The organism is Mycobacterium sp. TY814, from assembly GCF_030755175.1.
GTDB lineage: Bacteria > Actinomycetota > Actinomycetes > Mycobacteriales > Mycobacteriaceae > Mycobacterium.
In genome coordinates this window covers 293,461-312,961 of record NZ_JAUFRY010000003.1, presented here as the reverse complement: position 1 = coordinate 312,961, position 19,501 = coordinate 293,461, and the positions used below count along the sequence as shown (strand labels likewise).

The following is a 19,501-nucleotide window of genomic DNA, read 5'->3' as shown; positions in this document are numbered from 1 at the left end:
ATCCCTACCCGTCGCCCCGGACTGTGGCGGCGCGTTGGTCCCGTACCCACTGGTCCACGTCGTCGCGGGAGTAGACCACCCGCCGACCCAACCGGAAAGATTTCGGTCCTTTGTTCTGGTGACGCCACCACCGGAGAGTTGGCACGGGTGTCCCTAAGTAATCGGACAGTTGTTGCGTATCGAAATGTTCCACGCTCACCGAATCTAGCCCGACACTACCGGCAGCAGGGTGCAGGCACGCCAAGCAAGAAAAACTGTGCGCTATTACGAAACTTAGAGCAACTTAGTATTACATTTTAGGCTGCACACGAACATGCGAATGCACTCGTTGGGGAACTCGGTAGACTCCAAGAGCGCTGGAACAGAAACTTAGAAGCCTCTTTGTCCTTTTCGGGTCCTCGTTTTTCTCAATCATTGGCACATCAGTTGTCGATCATAATGCCAGATCAAGTAGGGTAAACCATCGCTAGGTATAGGGATAGGTAAAGGGATAGGTGAAGGTTAAGGGAGGGGGAAGGAATTAGAGCAATTCCCCAACTAAGGGGCCGGGACACGACCATCGCCCTGTCGCACACACGTTCGATCCGCATGCTATGCTCAAAGCAGTAGCGTTTGATTTTTCACGGAGCTCATAAAGCCTTGACCCGCATCAACACCAACCGGGTGAATACCGATTTCAACTTCACCGATGTCGCCGCCGACGAGCGCGTCCGCAATCTCCCCGGCATTGATTCACCCGCCGCCCTGTATTTCCTGTTGCAGATGTACGCGATGAGGTTAACCGCCACTACCGGCAGCGAGTTCGTGGACGGCGAGTTTCCGCGCGCCGAGGCCCTGGCCCGCGTCCCCGGCCTCACCGAGGAAACCCTGACTGTCTTGGAGTCGGCCGGGCTGGTTTGGCCGGTCGGGGTGATCCAAATGGATCAACCTGTTACAGCTGTAAGACCTGGCGGTGACAGGTGGTGTGTCGAGTTCTCCACGCCCCAGACCACGCATGAATTCTTGCAGGCCAGCGCAGGCAGGAGCGCGAACGCGAATGCGGCCAAGAAAGCCAAGAGGATCAGATCCGCTGAGTTGGCGGCGAAGGCTGAGGAGAAGCGTGCCAGGCACGCTGAGTCCCAACGCCGTTACGTGGAGCGCAAGAACGCCACCGTGGACGATCCACCCGACCCATTCGATGGACCCCCGGAGTTCGAGGTGTCCGAAGACGACCGTCGTTTGCTGCGTGAGCAGCAGAGTGGGTCGCGGCCCTACCCGCTGTGCGCCAATTGCAGTAAGCCCTACCGGGGCGACGGATGCCAGAACTGTGGGCAGCAGTATGACGCCAAGGGATCACCCGGTATGCCGTGTCGCTGCGGCAACTTCATTGCCTTCGCAGCTCCACGCGACAGGCTGACCGAGATTTGCCCGAATTGCACCAAGGAGCCGGTTAGTGCAGACACTGCATTCTGACGAACCCCGCTTCAACACCGATCCCGCGCTGGCTGAGCGCCGCAGACTGTTCATCAGGCACACGGAGGTCCTGGCGCACCGTCTGCTACTGGCATTCCTCGAAGATGATCCGGCCGAGCGCGCCTTGCAGGTTCTGGCGGTGGCGAACGATTCCGGCATCCGCGCCGAGCGGTGGGAGTTGTCGTGTCAGACCGCGATGGCCGCTGCAAATTTCTGGCGGCAAACCGATGCGGAGTTGGGCCGGAGGTTGATCCTGGCGCGACTGCTTGAGCTTACGGAGATCGACGCCGCTTGAACGAATCGGACAGGTGCCCAGATTGCGGCCGGTATCTCCCCCGTGGACTAACGGCCCGGCTTCTCTGCGTCACGTGCCGTAACGCCGAATGGGTTGCAATGCAGAGGGAATGGATCAATGACAACGGATAGACCAACCCTGCTGCAGCCCGACCCGAAGACCCTTGTGGTGTCCTACCATCCCTATCGGGACGGTGACGCGGTGTCGCTCCAGTTCAGCGATCCCGAGCGCGGCCGGTACGTCCTGGCGTTTTCCCCGGAGATGACCAACTACCTTGCGACCCTGTTCGCCACGGCGGTCAAGTCACCACGGATAGGCGCTATAGCCGATCAGATCAGGGCTGCGCAACGGGAGAACGGGGCGTGAGTGCCACGCCGAGACACGTTCCGGCCCCGCCGCATACATTTTCATGCGGCACCTGATTTCGGCCCGCAGAACGCAAATCAGGGCCGAAGCAGTTGAGCAATCTCGGCTACCGATTCTGGAACGTCGGGGACGATGGCAGACTGCTCTCCCCGTTCGCGGGCAACCCGCTGCCCGACGACGGTATGGCCGTCGCACATTGTCCACGCCACCCAGCACCCGGCCTAGCGTGCCAGTGCGGCATCTCGTACTACTCCACGTCAGACGACATCAGACGGGCAATTACGGCGTTCCCGATCATGCCCGAAGGCGCGGTCACCATCGGTGAGATCGGCTGGCCGGTCATGCCAAACAACAGACCACAGCTGTATTTCGACTCTCTCGACATACCGATGGTCGGACCACCGGCTATGCGTGCACGCACATACACCCTGCGGGCTATCTACACCGAGCGGAACATGCCCAACATCTACACCGTGCCGATGGTCCGCGCGCTGGACGATCTAAAGACAGTGATCCAGTGAATATCACCGGCGAAACGGTTTCGATCTACCGAGGTACCCGCGACAAGTTCGGCGACAAGACCGAAACTCTGGTCGGCACTATCTCCAACGCTCTCTACCAACCAGCCACCGGGCCGACCATCCGGTACGACTCAATCGGAGAATTCGGCGAAGCGTCGAAATCGGAAGCCGGGTGGTGGCTCCCGCGGTCCAGCGCGGTAAAAGCCCACGACAAAGATCGAATCGTCAGCGGCACAAGAACATACCGGGCAATTGGCGACCGCCAATGGGATATGGACCATCCAATCAACCTTTCCAATCTCGGATACTATTTCATCACAACGGAATTGGTGATGTAATGCTCAAGCCGTGCCTGACCTGCGGTGAGCTATCAGGCGAATCCCGCTGTCCCACACATAGATCGAACAAACCATCACCCACCGAACGCGGATACGGTTGGCACTGGGACAAATTGAGCCGTGCCGCCCGCCGGCTCCAGCCGTGGTGTTCGGAGTGCTTTTCCACCAACGACTTACAGCTACACCATACGGAATCTGGTTGGCAGCTTATTGCAGACGGTAAACGCCCAACCCTCAAACACGTCGCGGCGGGCCTATTCGTCCCCCTATGCGGTGAATGCAACCGCAGCAAACCCCCCGTACGGCCACCGAAACAGTGGGCTTGACAAACCCGGCGCAATGCTATCTCGGCGGTACACAGGAAACACAAATCCAGCAAACCACCATGAGTGCCGCGCACACCACCCGCAACCTGCGGGTATGTCAAATGTGTTGCATAGCAATAAGCTCATGTCAGCAAAAACGTTGCAACACAACAACACTGAATCGCGCTGAATCACATTGCACAACAACGCATCTCACCCACCCGCCACCCATCCTGTCCAACACCCCCGGGGGGTACCCAGCAAACGCGACCACAACTCGACCCGTCCCGGTCGCCGTCCACAATTAATTACCTTACCTAATTACCTTATTCGTATTGCGAATTAGCCATTCTTTCCAGCAAATACGCCATTCTTCACCCGGGAAATGCGAGTGTTGAATTCGCGAATCATTAAGTAGCGCATACCTTTTCGATAGAGCTTGAGAAATTAGAGCAGGACCCAAGGCGCGCGTTGACCCATCGCCAATTCCCTTTATTCCCAACGGTTTACCGTCAGAACAGTTCGACCAGTTCTGCCGTGAGTTCCTAGTGGTCACAAAGGGTTTCGGTGCGCATCAGGCTTTCCGGTTGCGTTCGTGGCAAAGTGATTTAGTGGCATCGGTGCTGGACCGGCCGATACGTCCCCGTACTGCGGGCTTCATGTTGCCGCGCGGCAATGGAAAATCCAGTTTGCTTGCTGCACTTGCTATCTGGGAGCTGTTCTGCGGTGGAGATTCGGCGAGGGTGGTTATCGTCGCGTTCTCAAAAGACCAGGCGCACCACATTTTTGACACCGCCCGCCGCATGGTCCAGCTCTCGCCAGAGTTGTTGTCGCGCTGCCAAGTTGGTAAGGATCGGCTGTTCATCCCGGCTCGTGATGCCACGTTAGAGACTTTACCGGCGGAACCGGCCGCGCTAGAAGGGTTGGATTACACGCTGGCGTTGCTGGACGAGGCGGGCCGGGTGGCACGCGAGACGTACGAGGTTCTGACCCTGGCGCAGGGGAAACGGCCGGTGTCGAGCCTGATTGCCATTGGCACGCCGCCACCGGACCCGACTGATTCGGTGTTGACCGACCTGCGGGATATGCACGCCGAGCTTGGTGACGAGTACGTGGTGTGGAGAGAGTTCTCCGCCAACGCTTTTCAGCACCACCCGCCTGACTGCGAACATTGCATTAGGCTGGCGAATCCCGCGCTAGGTGACTTCCTGGCTGAGGATTCGGTGCGGTTCGTAAAGACCGCCCGCGAGAACACATTTCGGCGTGCCCGCTTGTGCCAACTGGTTAACGACACCATCGGAGAATTTCTCCCCGATGGCGTATGGGCTTCCCGGTCCACCGGCAAGAAGATCCCAGCCGGTTCGCGAGTCTGCATAGCTCTGGACGGTTCGCACTCCGATGACTCCACCGCGCTGGTCATCGGCACCGTCGCCGAGGAACCCCATTTCGACGTGTTGGAAATGTGGGAGAAACCCACCGGAGACGAGACGTTTAAGGTTCCCATAGCTGACGTAGAGGAATGTATTCGGCAGGCCCGCAACAGGTTCCTTGTGGTTGAACTGGTGGCCGACCCGTGGGGCTATTCCCGCACATTACAGCTACTCGAATCCGAAGGGTTGACGGTGGCGGAGTTCCCATGGTCGCCCACACGTCTGGTCGCGGCCACCACCGACCTGTACAACGCGGCGGTGAACGGCAACCTCACACATTCCGGCGACCCCCGGCTAGCCGCGCACGTGGGTAACGCTGTGGCGGTGCGGGATTCACGGGGCTGTCGCATCTCCAAAGCTTCCCGCCGGGGCAGGAAAGTCGACGCCGCCGCTGCCCTTGTCATGTGCCATTCACGGTGTACGTGGTACGGCACCCGTAAACCCAAGACTTACAGAGTGATTACTTCCCGATGACTTCCGATATTCTCGCCGAGCTTCTCGCCGAGCTTGATTCCCGACAGGGCATGTATGCCGAACTTGAGCGGTACGCCACCGGCACCCAACCCTTAACCCTGCTGACCGCAGAGCAGCGCAAGGCTCTCGACAACCGGCTATGCCGTATGGCGATCAATATTCCGGCCCTTGCCGTGTCCTCACTGGTGGAGCGGCTAAGGGTTTCTGGTTTCAGCGACCCTCGGGCATGGAAGCTATTTCTTGACGCCGAGCTTGACCAGCTTGCACCCGACGCCATGACCGACGCACTGACCTACGGCATCGGATTCGTCCTGTGCTGGACTAGGGCCGGGCGGCCGGTGGCCTCTGTGGAGTCCCCCCGCGAAGTCGCGGTACTACGTGACCCGGCCGACCGAACGGTGGTCGCAGCGGTCAAGCGTTACAGCACCAAGGACACCACCGAGGCATATGTCTATCTGCCTGACCGGGTGGAGCACTGGCGCGCACCCACTACCGGGTCGGCGGTGTCGGGGTTCGTCGCGGTGGACACCATCGAACACAACCTCGGTGTCGTGCCGATGGTCCCCGTTGACAACGGCCGAAGCGAGATCGAAGACCTCCGCTCCATTGTCGACTCCCTGACCAAGGTCACGCTGGACATGGTGCTGGCGAGCCACGCGGCCGGGTTCGGCCGGCGGTGGGTCTCCGGTATCACTCTGGCCGAGAAACCCCGCCTAGACGACCAGGGGAACCCGGTGTTGGACGGGGATGGGGAACCCGTCATTGACACGGTGAGCCCGTTCGATGAACAGGCCACGATTCCGTGGGCTATCGCTGAGCAGCCGGAAACCAAGTTCGGCAGCTTCGATGAACCCACCCTCGGCGGTTTCGAGACGGTGGTTCGTGTCCTGACCTCCAAAATCATGGCCATCAGTGCGCTTCCAAGTCACTATCTCGGGGTCCTGGCGGCGCAACCCACATCGGCCGACGCACTCAGAGCGTCAGAGGCTTCTCTGACCGCCCGCGCCGAATCCAAGCAACTCCGATTCGGCCGAGCGTTTGAACAGGTGGGTCGACTGCTGATCGCACTGGACACCGGGTTGCTCCCCGAGTCGATCCCGCTGCGTGTCCATTGGTCCGATGCCGCCACCCGTTCGGCAGCGCAAGAGGCCGATGCCGCCGTGAAGCTGCACGCGGCCGGGATTATCAGCCGCGCTACCACCCTGCGGCGATTGGGCATGACCGACGACGAGATTGCCGCCGAGATGGCCCAGATCGACGCCGAAGGCAATCCAACCAACCCACCCCGAAACGTGCCTCAGAATCGCTCTGAGGCCGAGAAATGATGACACGTGAACGACGCTGAGATTCCCGCCACCGATTTACCTGACACCGACGCTGATACAGCCCACACCATTGACCCGGCCGACGTAGAGAGCGACCCGGCCGAGGACACCCTGGCGAAGGTGCGCCGCGAAGCCAGAAACCTCCGTGACCGCCTCAAGACGGCAGAGGCCCGCGCCGACGAACTAGCGCACCGGCTGCACACCGAGCTTGCCCGCGCCAACGGCAAGCTGGCCGACCCCCACGATTTCCCGTTCAACCCCGACTTGCTGGACGACACCGAAGCAATGAACGCGGCCATAGATGCTCTGCTCACCCACAAACCGCACCTGCGTTCCCGCGCACCCAAGGGCGACATCGGGCAGGGCGCGCGCGGCAATAGGTCTATCCCGCTGGACTTTTCGGCATTCCTGCGCCAACCATAAGTTATACTTAGGGTAGCTAAACGCCCCGGCGGCGACAGCTTCGGGCCAGGTGCCCACCCCTCTACACCCTGGCGGTGACCCCTAATCAAACCGTCTATCTATCAAGGCATTTCATTCAATGGCAGTACTGAACTCCAATCTCGCCGCCGCGTGGACACCCGAGGACTACGGCAAACTCATTGATCTGGTGATCGCAGAGAAGTCGATTGCATTCCAAGCGGGAACCGTCATCTCCACCGGCAGCGAAACCATCCGCTTCCCGATGCTGACCGCCGACCCTTCCGTGGGTTGGTACGCGGAGAACACCCAAATCTCACTAGCCGACCCATCGAACAACGAACTGGTCATCACACCAAAGAAAGTCGCCGGACTCACCCAAACCAGCAACGAGGCCGCAGAGGACACCAACCCGGCAGTAGCCGAAGTCATCGGCCGCAGCCTTGCCCGTTCCATCGCCAAGAAGATCGACGCGGCATTCTTCGCCAACACGACCAGCAATGGACCGTCCGGCCTGTTGTCGCTGTCGGCGTCGTACAACGTGGTGGACACCGGCACAATCACGTGGGATTCACTCGACCCGATCCACCAGGCCAAGCACGACGCTTTGGCGGACGGTGCCGAACTGTCGCACATCATCCTTGCCCCTGACGTGGCGTTGACGTTGGCGAAGGCCAAGGAAACCGAGGACTCCTTTAAGGGCTTGCTCGACAACGTTGCCGATGGCGTTTCGCTGGCTGGCCTCAAGTTGCTGGTGTCCACCGACGTGGCATCGGGCAACGCTTGGGCGGTGGACGCGTCACAGGTCATTGTGGCTCAGCGGACCGGAACCAAGATCGTGAAGGCTGAACAGGCCGCATTCGACTACGACGGAATCCAGATCCGTGCTACCGCCCGTGTGTCGTGGGGCTTCGCGAACCCCGCTGGCGTGGTCCGCTTGTACGACGCTGAGTAATGGCTGCGCCAATGGTGACCGACGTGGTTACCTTGTTGGGTACCAACCCACCCGATGCCCAAGTCGCACAGGCGTTGTCGGTCATCACCAATATCGCGCACGCCTACACCCGTGGGGTCGGGTTCACCGATGGTGACCCGAACGGCGAAATCGCTTCGGTGATCGTCACGGCCACCGCAAGGTTGCTCCGCAACCCATCCGGTCTGCCGGTGCGCGAACAGATGGGACAGATCGTCGTGGACTATCGCGGAGGTTGGGTCGGGTGGTCCATCGGTGAACGGGAAACGTTGAACCGTTACCGCGTGATGGCTCTCTAACAACTGAATTGACTTCCCGGTGTCAGGCCGGGAAGAAAGCCCCGACCCCTGTGTCGGGGGCACCCTGATAAGAAGCCCTTACCTAGTTCGTGGGGGGTTCGATTCGCAAGCATCTAGCCTCGGTGGTGATCCCACCGGGGCTAGATGTGTTTACGCACCGTACTGTTCGTCCAGTCCCACCACATCGGCCAGCCGGTCATGCAGAGCTTGCACGTCTTGTTGGGTTGGTTGTCTGCCGTTGAGCACGGCGCGGGGAATCCACGCCATATCGGGGTCCAGGTGGTCGGCGAGGTAGGCCAGCGCAGCTAGTTCCATACGCGCATCATCGGCCTGCCGGGTACGGGTGTCAACTACTTGATTGTGCGCTATTATACAGAGCTGCAACAAGTTTCGTTACTTCACCGCGCGAAGTGGTGAACTATGAACGCTATCAACCCAAGGATGCCCGCACCGCCCAGCGTGGCAATAAGGCCGCCTACGATTTGGACGCCCAAGGGCTGATTGGTGATCAGGTGCCAACGACCGGGACGGGGAGCGGGGAGTGTTGAGCTATGCGGGGCGATGGCGGAGTATGAAGTCTGTGCAGCATTATCTTGCTGCACGGGCCCGGCATTCCAGCCATGGGCATCTTGCCGAGCAACCTCAGCGCTAATTCGGTTAAATGTCTGCTCGATAAAGCCGGAGCCAGCCGCGCCCTCAGGGGCAGCTATCGCGAGATTCGCGGATATGTGCTCCGTACCGTAGCGGTCACTGAGATGCAGCGTGAACCAGTATCCGTCATCACCGACGTTCTTTGGCTTGTAGTACCACGAGGCACGCTCGATGGAAGCATTTGGCAAGTGTGCCTGTACATCCTCGATCCGGGTCTGCTGCACGATCAGGTGACAGTTTCGGTCACGCGGCCTGACTGGCCGGTGTGGTCATGATTGCTTCGAATTCGATCGGGGTCAACCGCCCGAGGCCGGACTGGCGGCGGCGCCGGTGGTAGGTGCGCTCGATCCAGGTGACGATCGCGATGCGGAGTTGTTCTCGGGTGTCCCAGCGGCGGCGGTCGAGCACGTTCTTCTGCAGCAGGCTAAAGAAGCTCTCGATGGCGGCGTTGTCGCCGGCGGCTCCGACACGGCCCATAGAGCCGACCATCTCGTGTTGATTCAAGGCGTGTACGAATTTCCTTGACCGGAACTGAGATCCGCGATCCGAGTGCAGAATGCACCCCGCGACATCTCCGCGTCGGGCTACCGCGCTGTGTAGTGCCCGGATGGCCAGTTGTGACTTCATTCGGGAGTCGATGCTGTAGCCGACGATCCGGTTGGAGAACACGTCCTTAATCGCACAGAGGTAGAGCTTGCCCTCACCGGTGCGGTGCTCAGTGATGTCACTGAGCCACAACTGATTTGGCCCTTCAGCGGTGAAGTCACGCTCGACAAGATCGTCGTGCACCGGCGGCCCGACTTTGCCGTTCTTGCCGCGTTTCTTACCAAACACGCTCCACAGTCGATTCTGCGAGCAGATCCGCCATGCGGTGCGCTCGGCCATCGGCTCGCCGGCATCGCGCGCCTCCTCCACGAGGTAGCGGTAGCCGAACTCCGGATCGTCTGCGTGCGCGTCGAACAGCGCATTGGCGCGGTAGGCCTCGATGAGTTCGGCCTCGGTGATGGGGTCGGCCAGCCAGCGGTAATACGGTTGGCGGGAGAGCTTGAGTACCCGGCACGTCACCGCGACGGGGATCCCGTCGGCGGCGAGCTCTTTCACGAGCGGGTAGACCCTTTTCCCGGCAGATTGGCCTGCGATAAATACGCTGCGGCCCGGCGCAGCACCTCGTTCTCTTGCTCTAGCAGTTTGATCCGCCGTCGGGCTTCGCGCAGCTCACCGGACTCGCTGGCGCTCTTGCCGGGCTTGGTGCCTTCGTCGATGTCGGCCTGACGGAGCCATTTCTGCAGCGTCATCGGGTGCACTCCGAAATCGGTGGCGATCTGCTCGATCGTTACACCGTCATCGCGGTTGCGAGCGACCCGGACGACGTCGTCGCGGAACTCGCGGGGGTAGGGCCTTGCCATGGGGACATCCTTCCAGCCCGCCCATGCTGGGCAAGCCAACTCAGATGTCACCTATTCGTGCAGCAGACCCTCCGGCCTCTACCTTCAACCTTGTCGGTGGCGGTTTCTACAGAATATTCCGAAGTCATTTTGGACTCGGGAGTCATAGAGTTGGCACTTGCAAGGATCACAGCCTCTAGCCGCTGAGCCACCTTGATGTAGTCGGAGGACTCGACTTGCCACTTCCGCTCGCGCCGCACGCGCCCGAGGTTACGCCACGGCCTGTTGTGACACTCGCAAGGACACGAGGCCCTTTGGGTGCGCGGGAACCGGTCTCGCTGGTCCGCAGCCGGTCCGCAGTTGGTTCCGTTGGGAAAGAATGGGCATACGCGGATAAGCGCTGGTAGGAGCTTGTTTGTCCACGATTTCACGGATTAGCCAATACCAGCAAACGCACAGTTGGACGTTCCGGTTCAACGTCTGAGCCGGCTGGTGAAGATGTGACGTGGACCGGCTTGTCGGGGTGTGTAACTAGCGTTCAGCTCATTGAGCCCATCCGCCGGTTATCCGGTGGCGTCCGTGAGTAGAGGTCCCATGAGATTGGTTTCGATCCGCGTCATCACTGCCGATGTGAAACGAATGGTCGCCTTCTATGAGATGGTCACCGGCGTCACCGCCATCTGGGGCAACGAACTCTTCGCGGAAATTCCGACACCCGTCGCAGCGCTGGCTATCGGTAGTGACAAGACCGTTCCCTTATTCGGGCAGGGATCTGCCGAGCCGGCGGCCAACCGGAGCGCGATCGTCGAGTTCATCGTCGACGACGTCGACGCCGAGTACGAGCGGCTTCGCGGGCAGATCTCCGAGTTGGTCACCGAACCGACGACGATGCCGTGGGGAAACCGTGCGCTGTTGTTCAGGGATCCCGACGGAAATCTCGTCAACCTTTTCACCCCGGTGACTGATGCGGCGCGCGCCAAGTTCGGGATGTGACACCGAACGTTGCCAGCGGTCCGCTGGTGGCATGAAGCGGTGAATACGTTGTCCAGCTTGGTAATTGGCGACGGCCGCGATTCGGCGGCGGGCTGTTTGTCGTACCCCGCTGGGAGGATGGGGTTATGTCGGTGACTGCCTTGGCGGGCTCTTTTCAGAGGCCTGCGGTGAAGCGTGTGGATGTGTTGTTTGAGGAGTTGGCGGAGTTGGCGGGGCAGCGCAACGCGATTGATGGGCGGATTGTGGAGATCGTCGCGGAGTTGGATCGTGACGGGTTGTGTGGGATGACGGGGGCGCGGTCGGTGGCGGCGGTGGTGGCGTGGAAGCTGGGGTGCTCGCCGGCGAACGCGCAGACGGTGACGGCGGTGGCGCATCGGGTGGCGGAGTTTCCGCGGTGTGTGGCGGGTTTGCGGGAGGGGCGGTTGTCGCTGGATCAGGTGGGGGTGATCGCGGCGCGGGCCGGGGACGGCTCGGATGCTCATTATGAGCAGTTGGCTAGGCATGCCTCGGTCAATCAGCTGCGGACCGCGATCAAGTGTGAGCCGCGCCCTAAGCCTGATCCGCGCCGGCAGCCGGCGATCGTCAAGACCGCCACCGAGGAGTCCACGTGCTGGCGGATCACGTTGCCGCCCACCGAGGCGGCGACGTTTGAGGCGGCGCTGGGCGCGCATCGGGAGGCCTTGGTCGCCGAATGGAAGAGTGACCGCGCCGAAAGCGGTGAGTCGGAGTCGGCGCCGCCGATGCCGGACACGCTGGATGCGTTCTTGCGGCTGGTGGAGGCGGGTTGGGATGCCGAGGCTGCCGCGCGTCCGCACGCCGCGCACACCACGGTGGTGGTGCACGTCGATGTCGACAAGCCCGTGGGCGCGCTGCACCTGGGCCCGTTGTTGAGTGAGGGCCAGCGCCAGTACCTGAGTTGTGATGCCACCTGTGAGGTGTGGTTCGAGCGCGAGGGCCGGCCGATCGGGGCCGGGCGGACGACTCGCACGGTCAACCGGCGGTTGCGCCGTGCGCTGGAGCACCGCGACCGCTGTTGCGCGGTGCCCGGTTGTGGGGCGACCCGCGGCCTGCACGCTCATCACATCCGGCACTGGGAGAACGGCGGCCCCACCGAGCTGTTCAATCTGATCTTGGTCTGCCCGTATCACCACCGGTTGCATCACCGCGGGGAGATCACGATCTCCGGTGACGCCGAGCATCTGACCGTGACCGACCGCGACGGCGACGTCCTGCGCCCCGGGTCCCTGGCCCGCCCACCCACCAGCGCCCCACCCCAGGTCCCGCCCTACCGCGGGCCCAGTGGCGAACGCGCCCAATGGAAGTGGTACACCCCCTTCGAACCCAAACCGCCGCCCACCAATAGCTAGGGTGAATTCTGGTGCGCGCCAGGGCGGCCAACTGTGCCGGCCGGTGGGTGATCTCTCGCTGGTAAGTGCATGCAGCCGTTGGCGTCACGAAGTGCTGTCGGGCCCCAGCCTGCTCAGACGAAAGCAAGACGACGACGCCCGCCGGGTGTCTCGGCGGAGGGCCACCTGGCCGCTATGCGATCGTCGCCGAGAACCCTCGCCCTCTGAATCAGGTTCGGAGGCAGCGAGATTGACGCGCCTACGCGCTCTGAACGGGAGACGTCGACGGTGCCGGCGGAGCCGTGCTGGGGGCGGTGGGAACCTTGCTGGGCACACTGGGCGGGGTGAGGGAGCCGTACTGCGGGCAGTAGGCCTGAATCGCGGCACCGGTGAAGTAGGCGGCGTTGAGAGCCGGCCAGTTCGTTGCGTTGGTGACCTTGGTGGTCAGCTCTGCGTTGGTGGTGCTGGGGTTGTCCTTGAGCGAGCCGCAGACCACCGTTTTTGCCACCTGGATGGCCTTGTCGGGAGCTCCGAAATTCATGCCGGAGGTGTTGAGGTTCATGATGAACGCGTCGTCGGTGGAGTCCGCGGAGGCCGGTGCGGCGAACCCGACGGAAAGGACTAACAACGCGATGGCTCTCGCCAGCATGGCGTGCCCCTCCCTGGTTGACTCCGTACGCCCGACGACCCGCAGGCGCAACACGATTTCCTGGGATTTTACCGGAGCACGGCCCTGCCGGCAGATCCATCGCTTTTGTCCCGCGGCGCTTCAGATCAGCGGTGGTCTACGGGGACCGCGCCGACGCTTCGGGCGGGCTTGGTCGGTGCGCTACTGAGGAAAGCGATTGCAAGGCGGAACAAGCGGAGCCCGAGCAGGTTGCTGCCGAGCTAAACGACGCCGAAATCCGACGTGCGCTTGGGTGAAACCCGTTGCTGCAGCGACGTAGTCCCGCAACTGCGCCCCGCCCGCGCCGCGAACGAGCCACCGGCGATTGACTGCGGTGGATACTATGGGCCAATGCAACAGACCGCCGAGTGCTGGCTAACGCCGGCGCCGACGGCTTTACGGGGCGCACAACCATACCGCTTGACCGGTTATCGCAGATGAGCTCCGTGGTGGTCGACACAAGCGACCTCGGTGAAGTCGAACACGCGGTAACTGCCAGCTATTCGCATGTGCGACTGGTACGTCCCGCCGATGAGACCAACGTGCATGCCCGGATCACGCGTTCTCAGCTGTGTTCGACGCTCGTGGACGATGTCAACTTCGGCCTCGACGTGACCTACCAGATGGAGCCGTTGGACACGATCCTGCTCGGACGGGTCTACTCCGGGGCAATGTCGGTGGATCAACCGGGCCTCGAGCCCAGGTTGTTCGGTCCCGGCGAGGTGGCCGCGGCCGGCGCCCTCGAGGCACTGCCGATGTTCGGCACGGTCTCGTACTGCCACTACGTTCTGGTGTCCATCGCCCGGAGTGCGCTCGGAGAAGTTGCTTCCAACATCGCCTCCCACGATGGCGCACCCGTTCGACTCACCGCGAATGCCGCGGTGACGCCTGAGGCCAACCGGTTTCTCGTCCATGCCGTCGACCATGTCTGCAATGACGTCGCCGCGGACTCGCACGTCGCGCAGAGCCTGCTGATCGTCGGTGCGGTGCGGCGATTTCTCGCGGCGAGCATGTTGGCGACGTTTCCGCACACCGCGGTGCTCGAGCCGACAATCGAAGACCGCCACGACTCGACGCCGGTCCTGCTGCGGCGCGCGATCACGTTCATCGACGACAACGCACACAACGACATTTCGCTGGTCGACATCGCGCGTGCCGCCTGCATCACGCCCCGGGCGCTGCAGTACATGTTCCGCAAGCACCGTGACTGCACACCAACGGAGTACCTGCGCCGGGTCCGCCTGCATCATGCACACCTCGAGCTTCTTGAAGCCAGCAGTGAAACGTGCACCGTGAGCGCGGTCGCCGCCCGGTGGGGCTTCGCCCATCTCGGTCGCTTCGCTGCCTCCTACCGCCGCGAGTACGGGGAGAGCCCGCAAGTCACGCTTCGTCGCTAGCGACCACGCCGCGCGATCCCCGGGTTCACTACAGTGAAAGGCACAGGTTTCATCGGGGGAACGATGCGAGGAATGGGTTCGGACGCGATATGCCAACGCGCGCAGCGACATTGGTGGCTCGCATGACGACCCTCCCGGCGGCCCACCGAGAGCCGCCCGGTCGGGAGGAGAGAATGCATGCGGTCAAAGCGCATCACGCCCAATCTTCGGGTCGCTGACATCGAGGCGACGAAGAGCTTTTACACGGACTATCTCGGGCTCAGCGACGAGGAGTTCAACATGGGTTGGGTCGCCCGCTACACCGACCCCGACTCCGGAGCGAACGTGCAGTTGGTGACCGGGGACGCAACCGCCGCAGAGGATTCGGTCGCTTCGATTCACACCGACGACGTCGAGGGTGCCTACGAGGAGGCCCGGCAACGGGGCTACGACATCGTTCATCCGCTGACGACCGAACCGTGGGGCGTGCGCCGGTTCTTTGTTCGGGCGCCCGACGGCAACGTCCTCAACATCGTCTCCCATCGCGACTGATGGAGGAGTTTCGGCGCGGAGACCTCGTTTTCGACGTGGTTGACCGCGGTCCCGCCGAGGGGCCGGTGGTCGTGTTACTGCACGGCCACCCGCAGACGAATGCCGCATGGGACGAGCTCATTCCGCGGCTCCACGTGCGTGGTTACCGCTGCCTGGCCCCGAACCAGCGTGGCTACTCCCCGCGGGCGCGCCCAACGCGCCGTCGGGACTACCGGATGCCGGAACTCGTAGACGACGTCGGCGCCCTGATCGATGCCAGCGGCGCCAAGGACGTTCACCTGGTCGGCCATGACTGGGGTGCGCTGGTGGCATGGGCCGTCGCGGCGGAACTTCCGGATCGGGTCCGCACACTGTGCGCCCTGTCCGGGCCTCACCCGACCGCGCTGCAGACGGCGATGGTCACCGGCCGCCAGGGCCTAGCGTCCTGGTACGCCTACGCGTTCTTGCTGCCGCGCCTGCCCGAGCGGTTCTACCTGGGAAAGAATGGCAAAGGCGCGAGGTTGTCACGCATGTTGCAGGCCGGTGGCCAGCGTGCTGAGCTCGCCGAACGCGACGTGCGGGCCATGACGGAACCTGGGGCCTACACGGCCGCCCTGAACTGGTATCGGGCCGCGCCGCTGTCCGGCCGGACCGGCCGGGTGACTGTTCCGACCATGTTCGTCTGGAGCGATCGCGACAAGTACATCCTGGAAGCTGCCGCTCGCCGATCTGGCCGCTACGTCACCGGGCACTACCGGTTCGAGGTGCTCGCCGGTGCGTCCCACTGGATGCCGGACCAGCGGCCCGACGCGGTCGCCGAGCTCCTGCTCGATTGGTGGGCCCGGCACCCGTAGCGCCCGGCGGCTCGAATTTGTGGCCTGGGCCACGTCTGAGACCGGAATGTAACCGGGGTGGCAGTGATTATCGGACGTTCCTATGCATTGAATGTGGAATGTGGAGATTGCTGTGCCATTGTCAACCAGATCATCGTAGCTGCTCAGCGGGTCAGAGTCGTTGGTAGCGTAATTTGCCATTGAATAGCTTCATTCACAGTAATCACTTCTGTTCCACTTTCTAGATTATCGTGTGACATAGACGCGGTATATGCAGGTCAATGGGCTTATTCGAATTCGCGTGATTAGTGCCACAAATTTTGATTTCCTATGCATATGGTCGGTAGGTTTCTGGCCATGATTGCTCTAGCAACGCTGTTGGCACTCGTTAATCAGGTCTCCGGCACCCCGTACATTCCGGGTGGCGATTCTCCTGCCGGGACCGACTGTTCAGGGCTCGCGTCGTGGGTCGCAAATGCGGCAGCCGATCGACCGGTTTTCGGAAGCCGGTTCAATACTGGCAATGAGGAGGCTGCGCTGGCGGCCCGCGGCTTCCAGCACGGCACCGCTCCCAACGCAGTGGTGATCGGTTGGAACGGCGGCCACACCGCCGTGACCCTGCCCGACGGAACTCCCGTCTCCAGTGGTGAGGGCGGTGGTGTCCGGATCGGTGGCGGCGGTGCCTACCAGCCACAATTCACTCACCACATGTTCCTGTCGGTCGAGGACCTCGACCTTCCTGAGGGTCTGCCGGCTCCGGACGCGCCGGTGCAACTGGTCGATGCCGTCGCTCCCGACCCGGCACCGGAAATGCTTCCCCCGGCGCCTGACGCCGCGCCGCCGGCGCCCGAGCAGGCTCCCGAGCCCGCTCCGCCCGCCGATCCGGCAATGGCAGATTCGTAAATCGGTCCTGCGACCCAGATCACACATTTACTGAAAAACCGCAGCCACATCCGGCGCGCGCATTTGTGGATCAGATCACAATGCGCGACGGGTGTGGCTTGCGTCATTCAATTCAGCAAACTCCCGGGTCGGGAATTATTCGATCTGAATACCACTTTCCGGCCGGAAGTATGCGTCGCAATTAGATGTTCGGTTCAGGGCGAGCCGGACCGTCGATCGCCGCGCCGCGGCACGGTAGCTTTGCGGCGACGGGAAGGACTGCTGCTGTGACGACTTCGGTTACCCATCTGGGCGACATCATCGAGGCCACCGCGAATGCGGTCGGTGCGGACTCCACCAAGGCGCGCGCCGTCTTCGAGGCGACGGCTGTCGCCCACGACGCTGTCGCCAGCACCGTCACGCTCGGCCGGTATCACGTCGAGGTGGACGAGCCGCCGCCGCTGGGCGGGGAAGCCAAAGCGCCCAACCCGGTGGAGTACTACCTCGCCTCGCTGCTGTCCTGCCAGATCGTGACGTGGCGGTTCTGGGCGGAAAAGCTGGGCATCGCGGTGGACTCGATCACCGCCCGCGCCGAAGGCGACCTCGACGTGCGTGGCTTCTTCGGCTTGGGGGACGCCGCCGAGACTGTTCGGGCCGGTTTCCAGGAAGTCCGGGTGGTGGTACGGGTGAGCGGACCGGACACCGCCGAGCGCTACCGCGAGCTGCAGGACGCGGTGGACGCGCACTGTCCGGTGCTGGATCTGACCCGCAACCCGACTCCGGTGGTGACCCGAGTCGAAATCGGCTGAGCTCAGGGGGCGATTACCGCGATCTCCTTGCCCAGTTCATAGCCCGGCGCCAACGGCAGCGTGTCACCACTCCAGAACTTTCCGGGGTCGAACCAGTTGGTGTCCTTGTCCGTGCGCAGCAGCCCCATCTCCTCGTAGGTGATGGCCACCGTCTCCGCGCAATACGCCGTCGCCAGGCCCATTTTGCGCCGCTCCGTCCTGCGGCGCTCGGTGTGCTCTCGAACCTTGTTCTCTACCAACGGTATTCCGCGAAACCAGTCGTTGATGGTGGGTAACCGGCCGCGCAGCCAACGGCCAGTCAGCTTGGCGGTGGTCGGGAAGGCGGTGCCGTCCATCCGCGCAATCACCCGCAGCAGTTCGTTCTCCTGCTTGTGGTTGGCGTGCGGCGCCAGCTGCCGTAGCCAGCAGCGCTGTTGGTAGCGCCCGGTCCACTGCAGAAAGACATCCCGGGCGTCGTTGAGCTGGACACCGCGGTGGTTGGTGCCCGTCCACATGTCCACGAGCTTGTCGCCCAGCTCGGCATGCCAGATCAACGGCGGCAGGTCGTCGATGGCCACCGTCATACCGACGTGATTCACCGGTGCGTTCGTCAGTGTCTGGATCGCGCGGTCGGGTCCCGAACCGCCGCGAAACAGCCACAGGTCGCCGGTCCGGGTTTCTTCGAGCGCTTGATCCAGGGTGAGCGTGCTGGAGTTCACGCAAGCACTCTAGAGGGGGATAGCCTGTGCCGATGCGCAACGTTTGGAAGTGGATCGGACTGGCCGGAGTGGCGGGCGTCGTCGCCGGTGGTGCGCTGGTGGTGCGCGACCAACGGAAACGGCGTGCCTACACGCCCGACGAGATCCGGGCGCGGTTGCACCAGCGGCTGGCCGATTCCGACGCGGAGGGTTACGGCTCCCGCTCGGCGTCGGGTTCGGCTTCCACCGCGTACAAGCGGTAACTGCCGGAGAATCCCTTCAGTTCCACCTCGCGTCCGTCGTCGAAACTCATGCCCTCGCAGTCACGGACGGCATCCCGCACGGGCTCACTCACCAGAATCTGACCGCCGACGGCCTGGCCGGCCACGCGGGCGGCCATGGCGACGTTGCGGCCGAACAGGTCATCGCCACGACGCACCGATCGGCCCATGTGAATGCCGATGCGGACGCGAATTTCCGGATGCCGCTTACGTTTTGCTTCCTTACGCAGCGCCTTCTGCAGATCCATGCTGCAACGCACCGCCTGCTCGGCGCGCGCGAAGGCGACCATGAATCCGTCGCCCTGGCTCTTGACGACATGGCCGGACTGGCGCTGCACGAGCTGGTGCATCAGTTTGTCGTGGGCGCCGATGAGTTTCACCCAGGCGCGGTCGCCGATCTTCTCGTTGAGCGCGGTGGACTCCTCGATGTCGGAGAACAGAATCACCACCCTGCCGTCCGGAGTGACCCTGGCCAGGTCGGGCCGTTCCACCTCGGCCCAGTCGGCCAGGTCTTCGATCGAGCTGCGCACGGCGGCGCCGAATCCCTCCTTGCGCATCAGGTTCGCGGTGTTCCAGACCGTTTTGACGGCCTCGCGGCCACCGGTCCACAGCCGGTTGCGGACGTCGGCGCGCTGCTGCAGTTCCTCGACTTCCCGTCGGCTGCGCTCGAGTAGTTGCCACAGCGCGATCAGGCCCCCCGCCTCGATCACCGCGATGCCGGCCAGCACGTAGACCGCCACATGCAGCGCATCACCCATACCCCCATCCTGACAGGCCGCAGTTCAGCAGCCTTGTCCGGCCAATAACGCAGTGTTTAGGGTTGAGTTCGCCCATCGCGGGGAAGCACCACCTCAAGTAACCGGACCATCAAG

At 62.6% G+C, this 19,501-nt stretch carries 24 protein-coding genes and 1 pseudogene; 18 read left to right on the top strand and 7 right to left on the bottom strand.

The genetic code is table 11. From position 1 onward, the window contains the following. Window positions 1-4: 4 nt before the first annotated feature. Entirely contained in the window at window positions 5-193 is a 189-nt protein-coding gene (locus tag QXH22_RS22720; protein WP_306277080.1) for an AlpA family transcriptional regulator, read from the bottom strand. A 446-nt stretch (window positions 194-639) separates the two neighbouring features. Between QXH22_RS22720 and QXH22_RS22715 the strand changes: the two genes are divergently transcribed. From QXH22_RS22715 to QXH22_RS22670, 10 genes are all read left to right on the top strand, one after another. Continuing rightward, the gene (locus QXH22_RS22715) at window positions 640-1,452 is read left to right on the top strand and encodes a hypothetical protein (RefSeq protein ID WP_306277079.1); all 813 of its coding nucleotides are present in this window, start codon (window positions 640-642) and stop codon (window positions 1,450-1,452) included. Next, on the top strand, window positions 1,433-1,747 hold the full coding sequence (locus tag QXH22_RS22710; protein ID WP_306277078.1) for a hypothetical protein: 315 nt from the start codon (window positions 1,433-1,435) through the stop codon (window positions 1,745-1,747). Before QXH22_RS22715 ends, QXH22_RS22710 begins: the two co-directional genes overlap by 20 nt. 117 nt (window positions 1,748-1,864) lie before the next feature. Next, on the top strand, window positions 1,865-2,113 hold the full coding sequence (locus QXH22_RS22705) for a hypothetical protein (protein WP_306277077.1): 249 nt from the start codon (window positions 1,865-1,867) through the stop codon (window positions 2,111-2,113). Window positions 2,114-2,205: 92 nt separating this feature from the next. Next, entirely contained in the window at window positions 2,206-2,634 is a 429-nt protein-coding gene (locus QXH22_RS22700; RefSeq protein WP_306277076.1) for a hypothetical protein, read from the top strand. After that, the gene (locus QXH22_RS22695) at window positions 2,631-2,972 is read left to right on the top strand and encodes a hypothetical protein (RefSeq protein ID WP_306277075.1); all 342 of its coding nucleotides are present in this window, start codon (window positions 2,631-2,633) and stop codon (window positions 2,970-2,972) included. Before QXH22_RS22700 ends, QXH22_RS22695 begins: the two co-directional genes overlap by 4 nt. Before the next feature lie 916 nt (window positions 2,973-3,888). Continuing rightward, window positions 3,889-5,181 (top strand): terminase large subunit domain-containing protein, encoded by a 1,293-nt coding sequence (locus QXH22_RS22690; protein ID WP_306277074.1) that lies wholly within the window; start codon window positions 3,889-3,891, stop codon window positions 5,179-5,181. Further along, entirely contained in the window at window positions 5,178-6,506 is a 1,329-nt protein-coding gene (locus QXH22_RS22685; RefSeq protein ID WP_306277073.1) for a phage portal protein, read from the top strand. The genes QXH22_RS22690 and QXH22_RS22685 overlap by 4 nt, the downstream gene beginning before the upstream one ends. A gap of 6 nt (window positions 6,507-6,512) precedes the next feature. Beyond that, window positions 6,513-6,929: a hypothetical protein gene (locus QXH22_RS22680; protein WP_306277072.1), complete on the top strand. Its 417-nt coding sequence runs from the start codon at window positions 6,513-6,515 to the stop codon at window positions 6,927-6,929. Between the two features lie 118 nt (window positions 6,930-7,047). Continuing rightward, window positions 7,048-7,881, top strand: a complete 834-nt coding sequence (locus QXH22_RS22675) for a phage major capsid protein (RefSeq protein WP_306277071.1) — start codon at window positions 7,048-7,050, stop codon at window positions 7,879-7,881. An 11-nt stretch (window positions 7,882-7,892) separates the two neighbouring features. Further along, the gene (locus QXH22_RS22670; RefSeq protein ID WP_306277070.1) at window positions 7,893-8,198 is read left to right on the top strand and encodes a hypothetical protein; all 306 of its coding nucleotides are present in this window, start codon (window positions 7,893-7,895) and stop codon (window positions 8,196-8,198) included. A 150-nt stretch (window positions 8,199-8,348) separates the two neighbouring features. Here QXH22_RS22670 and QXH22_RS22665 read toward each other — a convergent pair whose 3' ends face one another. The 3 genes from QXH22_RS22665 to QXH22_RS22655 all read right to left on the bottom strand — a co-directional run bounded on the left by QXH22_RS22665 (window position 8,349) and on the right by QXH22_RS22655 (window position 10,255). Beyond that, window positions 8,349-8,513, bottom strand: coding sequence for a hypothetical protein (locus QXH22_RS22665; protein WP_306277069.1), 165 nt, complete (start codon window positions 8,511-8,513; stop codon window positions 8,349-8,351). 83 nt (window positions 8,514-8,596) lie between these two features. Next, window positions 8,597-9,073 carry a hypothetical protein gene (locus tag QXH22_RS22660; RefSeq protein WP_306277068.1) on the bottom strand — a complete coding sequence of 159 codons (477 nt, stop codon included), beginning with the start codon at window positions 9,071-9,073 and terminating at the stop codon, window positions 8,597-8,599. A 19-nt stretch (window positions 9,074-9,092) separates the two neighbouring features. After that, window positions 9,093-10,255, bottom strand: a protein-coding gene (locus QXH22_RS22655) for an IS3 family transposase (RefSeq protein ID WP_142283724.1) whose coding sequence is annotated in 2 segments (ribosomal slippage) — window positions 9,093-9,968 and window positions 9,971-10,255 — 1,161 coding nt in all. Because the reading frame shifts where the segments join, the coding sequence is not laid out codon by codon here. A gap of 573 nt (window positions 10,256-10,828) precedes the next feature. Between QXH22_RS22655 and QXH22_RS22650 the strand changes: the two genes are divergently transcribed. Next, window positions 10,829-11,227: a VOC family protein gene (locus QXH22_RS22650; protein WP_306245639.1), complete on the top strand. Its 399-nt coding sequence runs from the start codon at window positions 10,829-10,831 to the stop codon at window positions 11,225-11,227. A gap of 125 nt (window positions 11,228-11,352) precedes the next feature. Then, complete coding sequence (locus QXH22_RS22645) at window positions 11,353-12,594, top strand: HNH endonuclease signature motif containing protein (RefSeq protein ID WP_306277067.1); 1,242 nt, start codon at window positions 11,353-11,355, stop codon at window positions 12,592-12,594. 238 nt (window positions 12,595-12,832) lie between these two features. Here the strand turns inward: QXH22_RS22645 and QXH22_RS22640 are convergent, their stop codons facing one another. Next, on the bottom strand, window positions 12,833-13,222 hold the full coding sequence (locus tag QXH22_RS22640; RefSeq protein ID WP_306277066.1) for a DUF732 domain-containing protein: 390 nt from the start codon (window positions 13,220-13,222) through the stop codon (window positions 12,833-12,835). A 467-nt stretch (window positions 13,223-13,689) separates the two neighbouring features. On the opposite strand from QXH22_RS22640, the gene QXH22_RS22635 reads away from it, so the two are divergent. The 5 genes and pseudogenes from QXH22_RS22635 (at window position 13,690) to QXH22_RS22615 (ending at window position 17,671) form a co-directional block, all read left to right on the top strand. Beyond that, entirely contained in the window at window positions 13,690-14,637 is a 948-nt protein-coding gene (locus QXH22_RS22635; protein WP_306277065.1) for a helix-turn-helix domain-containing protein, read from the top strand. 177 nt (window positions 14,638-14,814) lie between these two features. Continuing rightward, window positions 14,815-15,168, top strand: coding sequence for a VOC family protein (locus QXH22_RS22630; RefSeq protein WP_306245635.1), 354 nt, complete (start codon window positions 14,815-14,817; stop codon window positions 15,166-15,168). Next, window positions 15,168-16,001 (top strand): alpha/beta fold hydrolase, encoded by an 834-nt coding sequence (locus QXH22_RS22625; RefSeq protein ID WP_306277064.1) that lies wholly within the window; start codon window positions 15,168-15,170, stop codon window positions 15,999-16,001. Before QXH22_RS22630 ends, QXH22_RS22625 begins: the two co-directional genes overlap by 1 nt. Before the next feature lie 280 nt (window positions 16,002-16,281). Further along, a pseudogene (locus QXH22_RS22620) lies at window positions 16,282-16,823 on the top strand (hypothetical protein); the annotation flags it as partial. A gap of 326 nt (window positions 16,824-17,149) precedes the next feature. Beyond that, on the top strand, window positions 17,150-17,671 hold the full coding sequence (locus tag QXH22_RS22615; RefSeq protein WP_306245633.1) for an OsmC family protein: 522 nt from the start codon (window positions 17,150-17,152) through the stop codon (window positions 17,669-17,671). 2 nt (window positions 17,672-17,673) lie between these two features. Here the strand turns inward: QXH22_RS22615 and QXH22_RS22610 are convergent, their stop codons facing one another. Next, a complete protein-coding gene (locus QXH22_RS22610) occupies window positions 17,674-18,369 on the bottom strand; it encodes a guanylate cyclase (protein WP_306245631.1) in 696 nt (231 codons plus the stop codon). Between the two features lie 32 nt (window positions 18,370-18,401). Here QXH22_RS22610 and QXH22_RS22605 point away from each other — a divergent pair, with 32 nt between their 5' ends. Beyond that, window positions 18,402-18,611: a hypothetical protein gene (locus QXH22_RS22605; RefSeq protein WP_306245629.1), complete on the top strand. Its 210-nt coding sequence runs from the start codon at window positions 18,402-18,404 to the stop codon at window positions 18,609-18,611. On the opposite strand, the gene QXH22_RS22600 is transcribed toward QXH22_RS22605, so the two are convergent. Then, window positions 18,560-19,387, bottom strand: a complete 828-nt coding sequence (locus QXH22_RS22600; protein WP_306245627.1) for an adenylate/guanylate cyclase domain-containing protein — start codon at window positions 19,385-19,387, stop codon at window positions 18,560-18,562. The genes QXH22_RS22605 and QXH22_RS22600 overlap by 52 nt on opposite strands. Window positions 19,388-19,501: the final 114 nt, after the last annotated feature.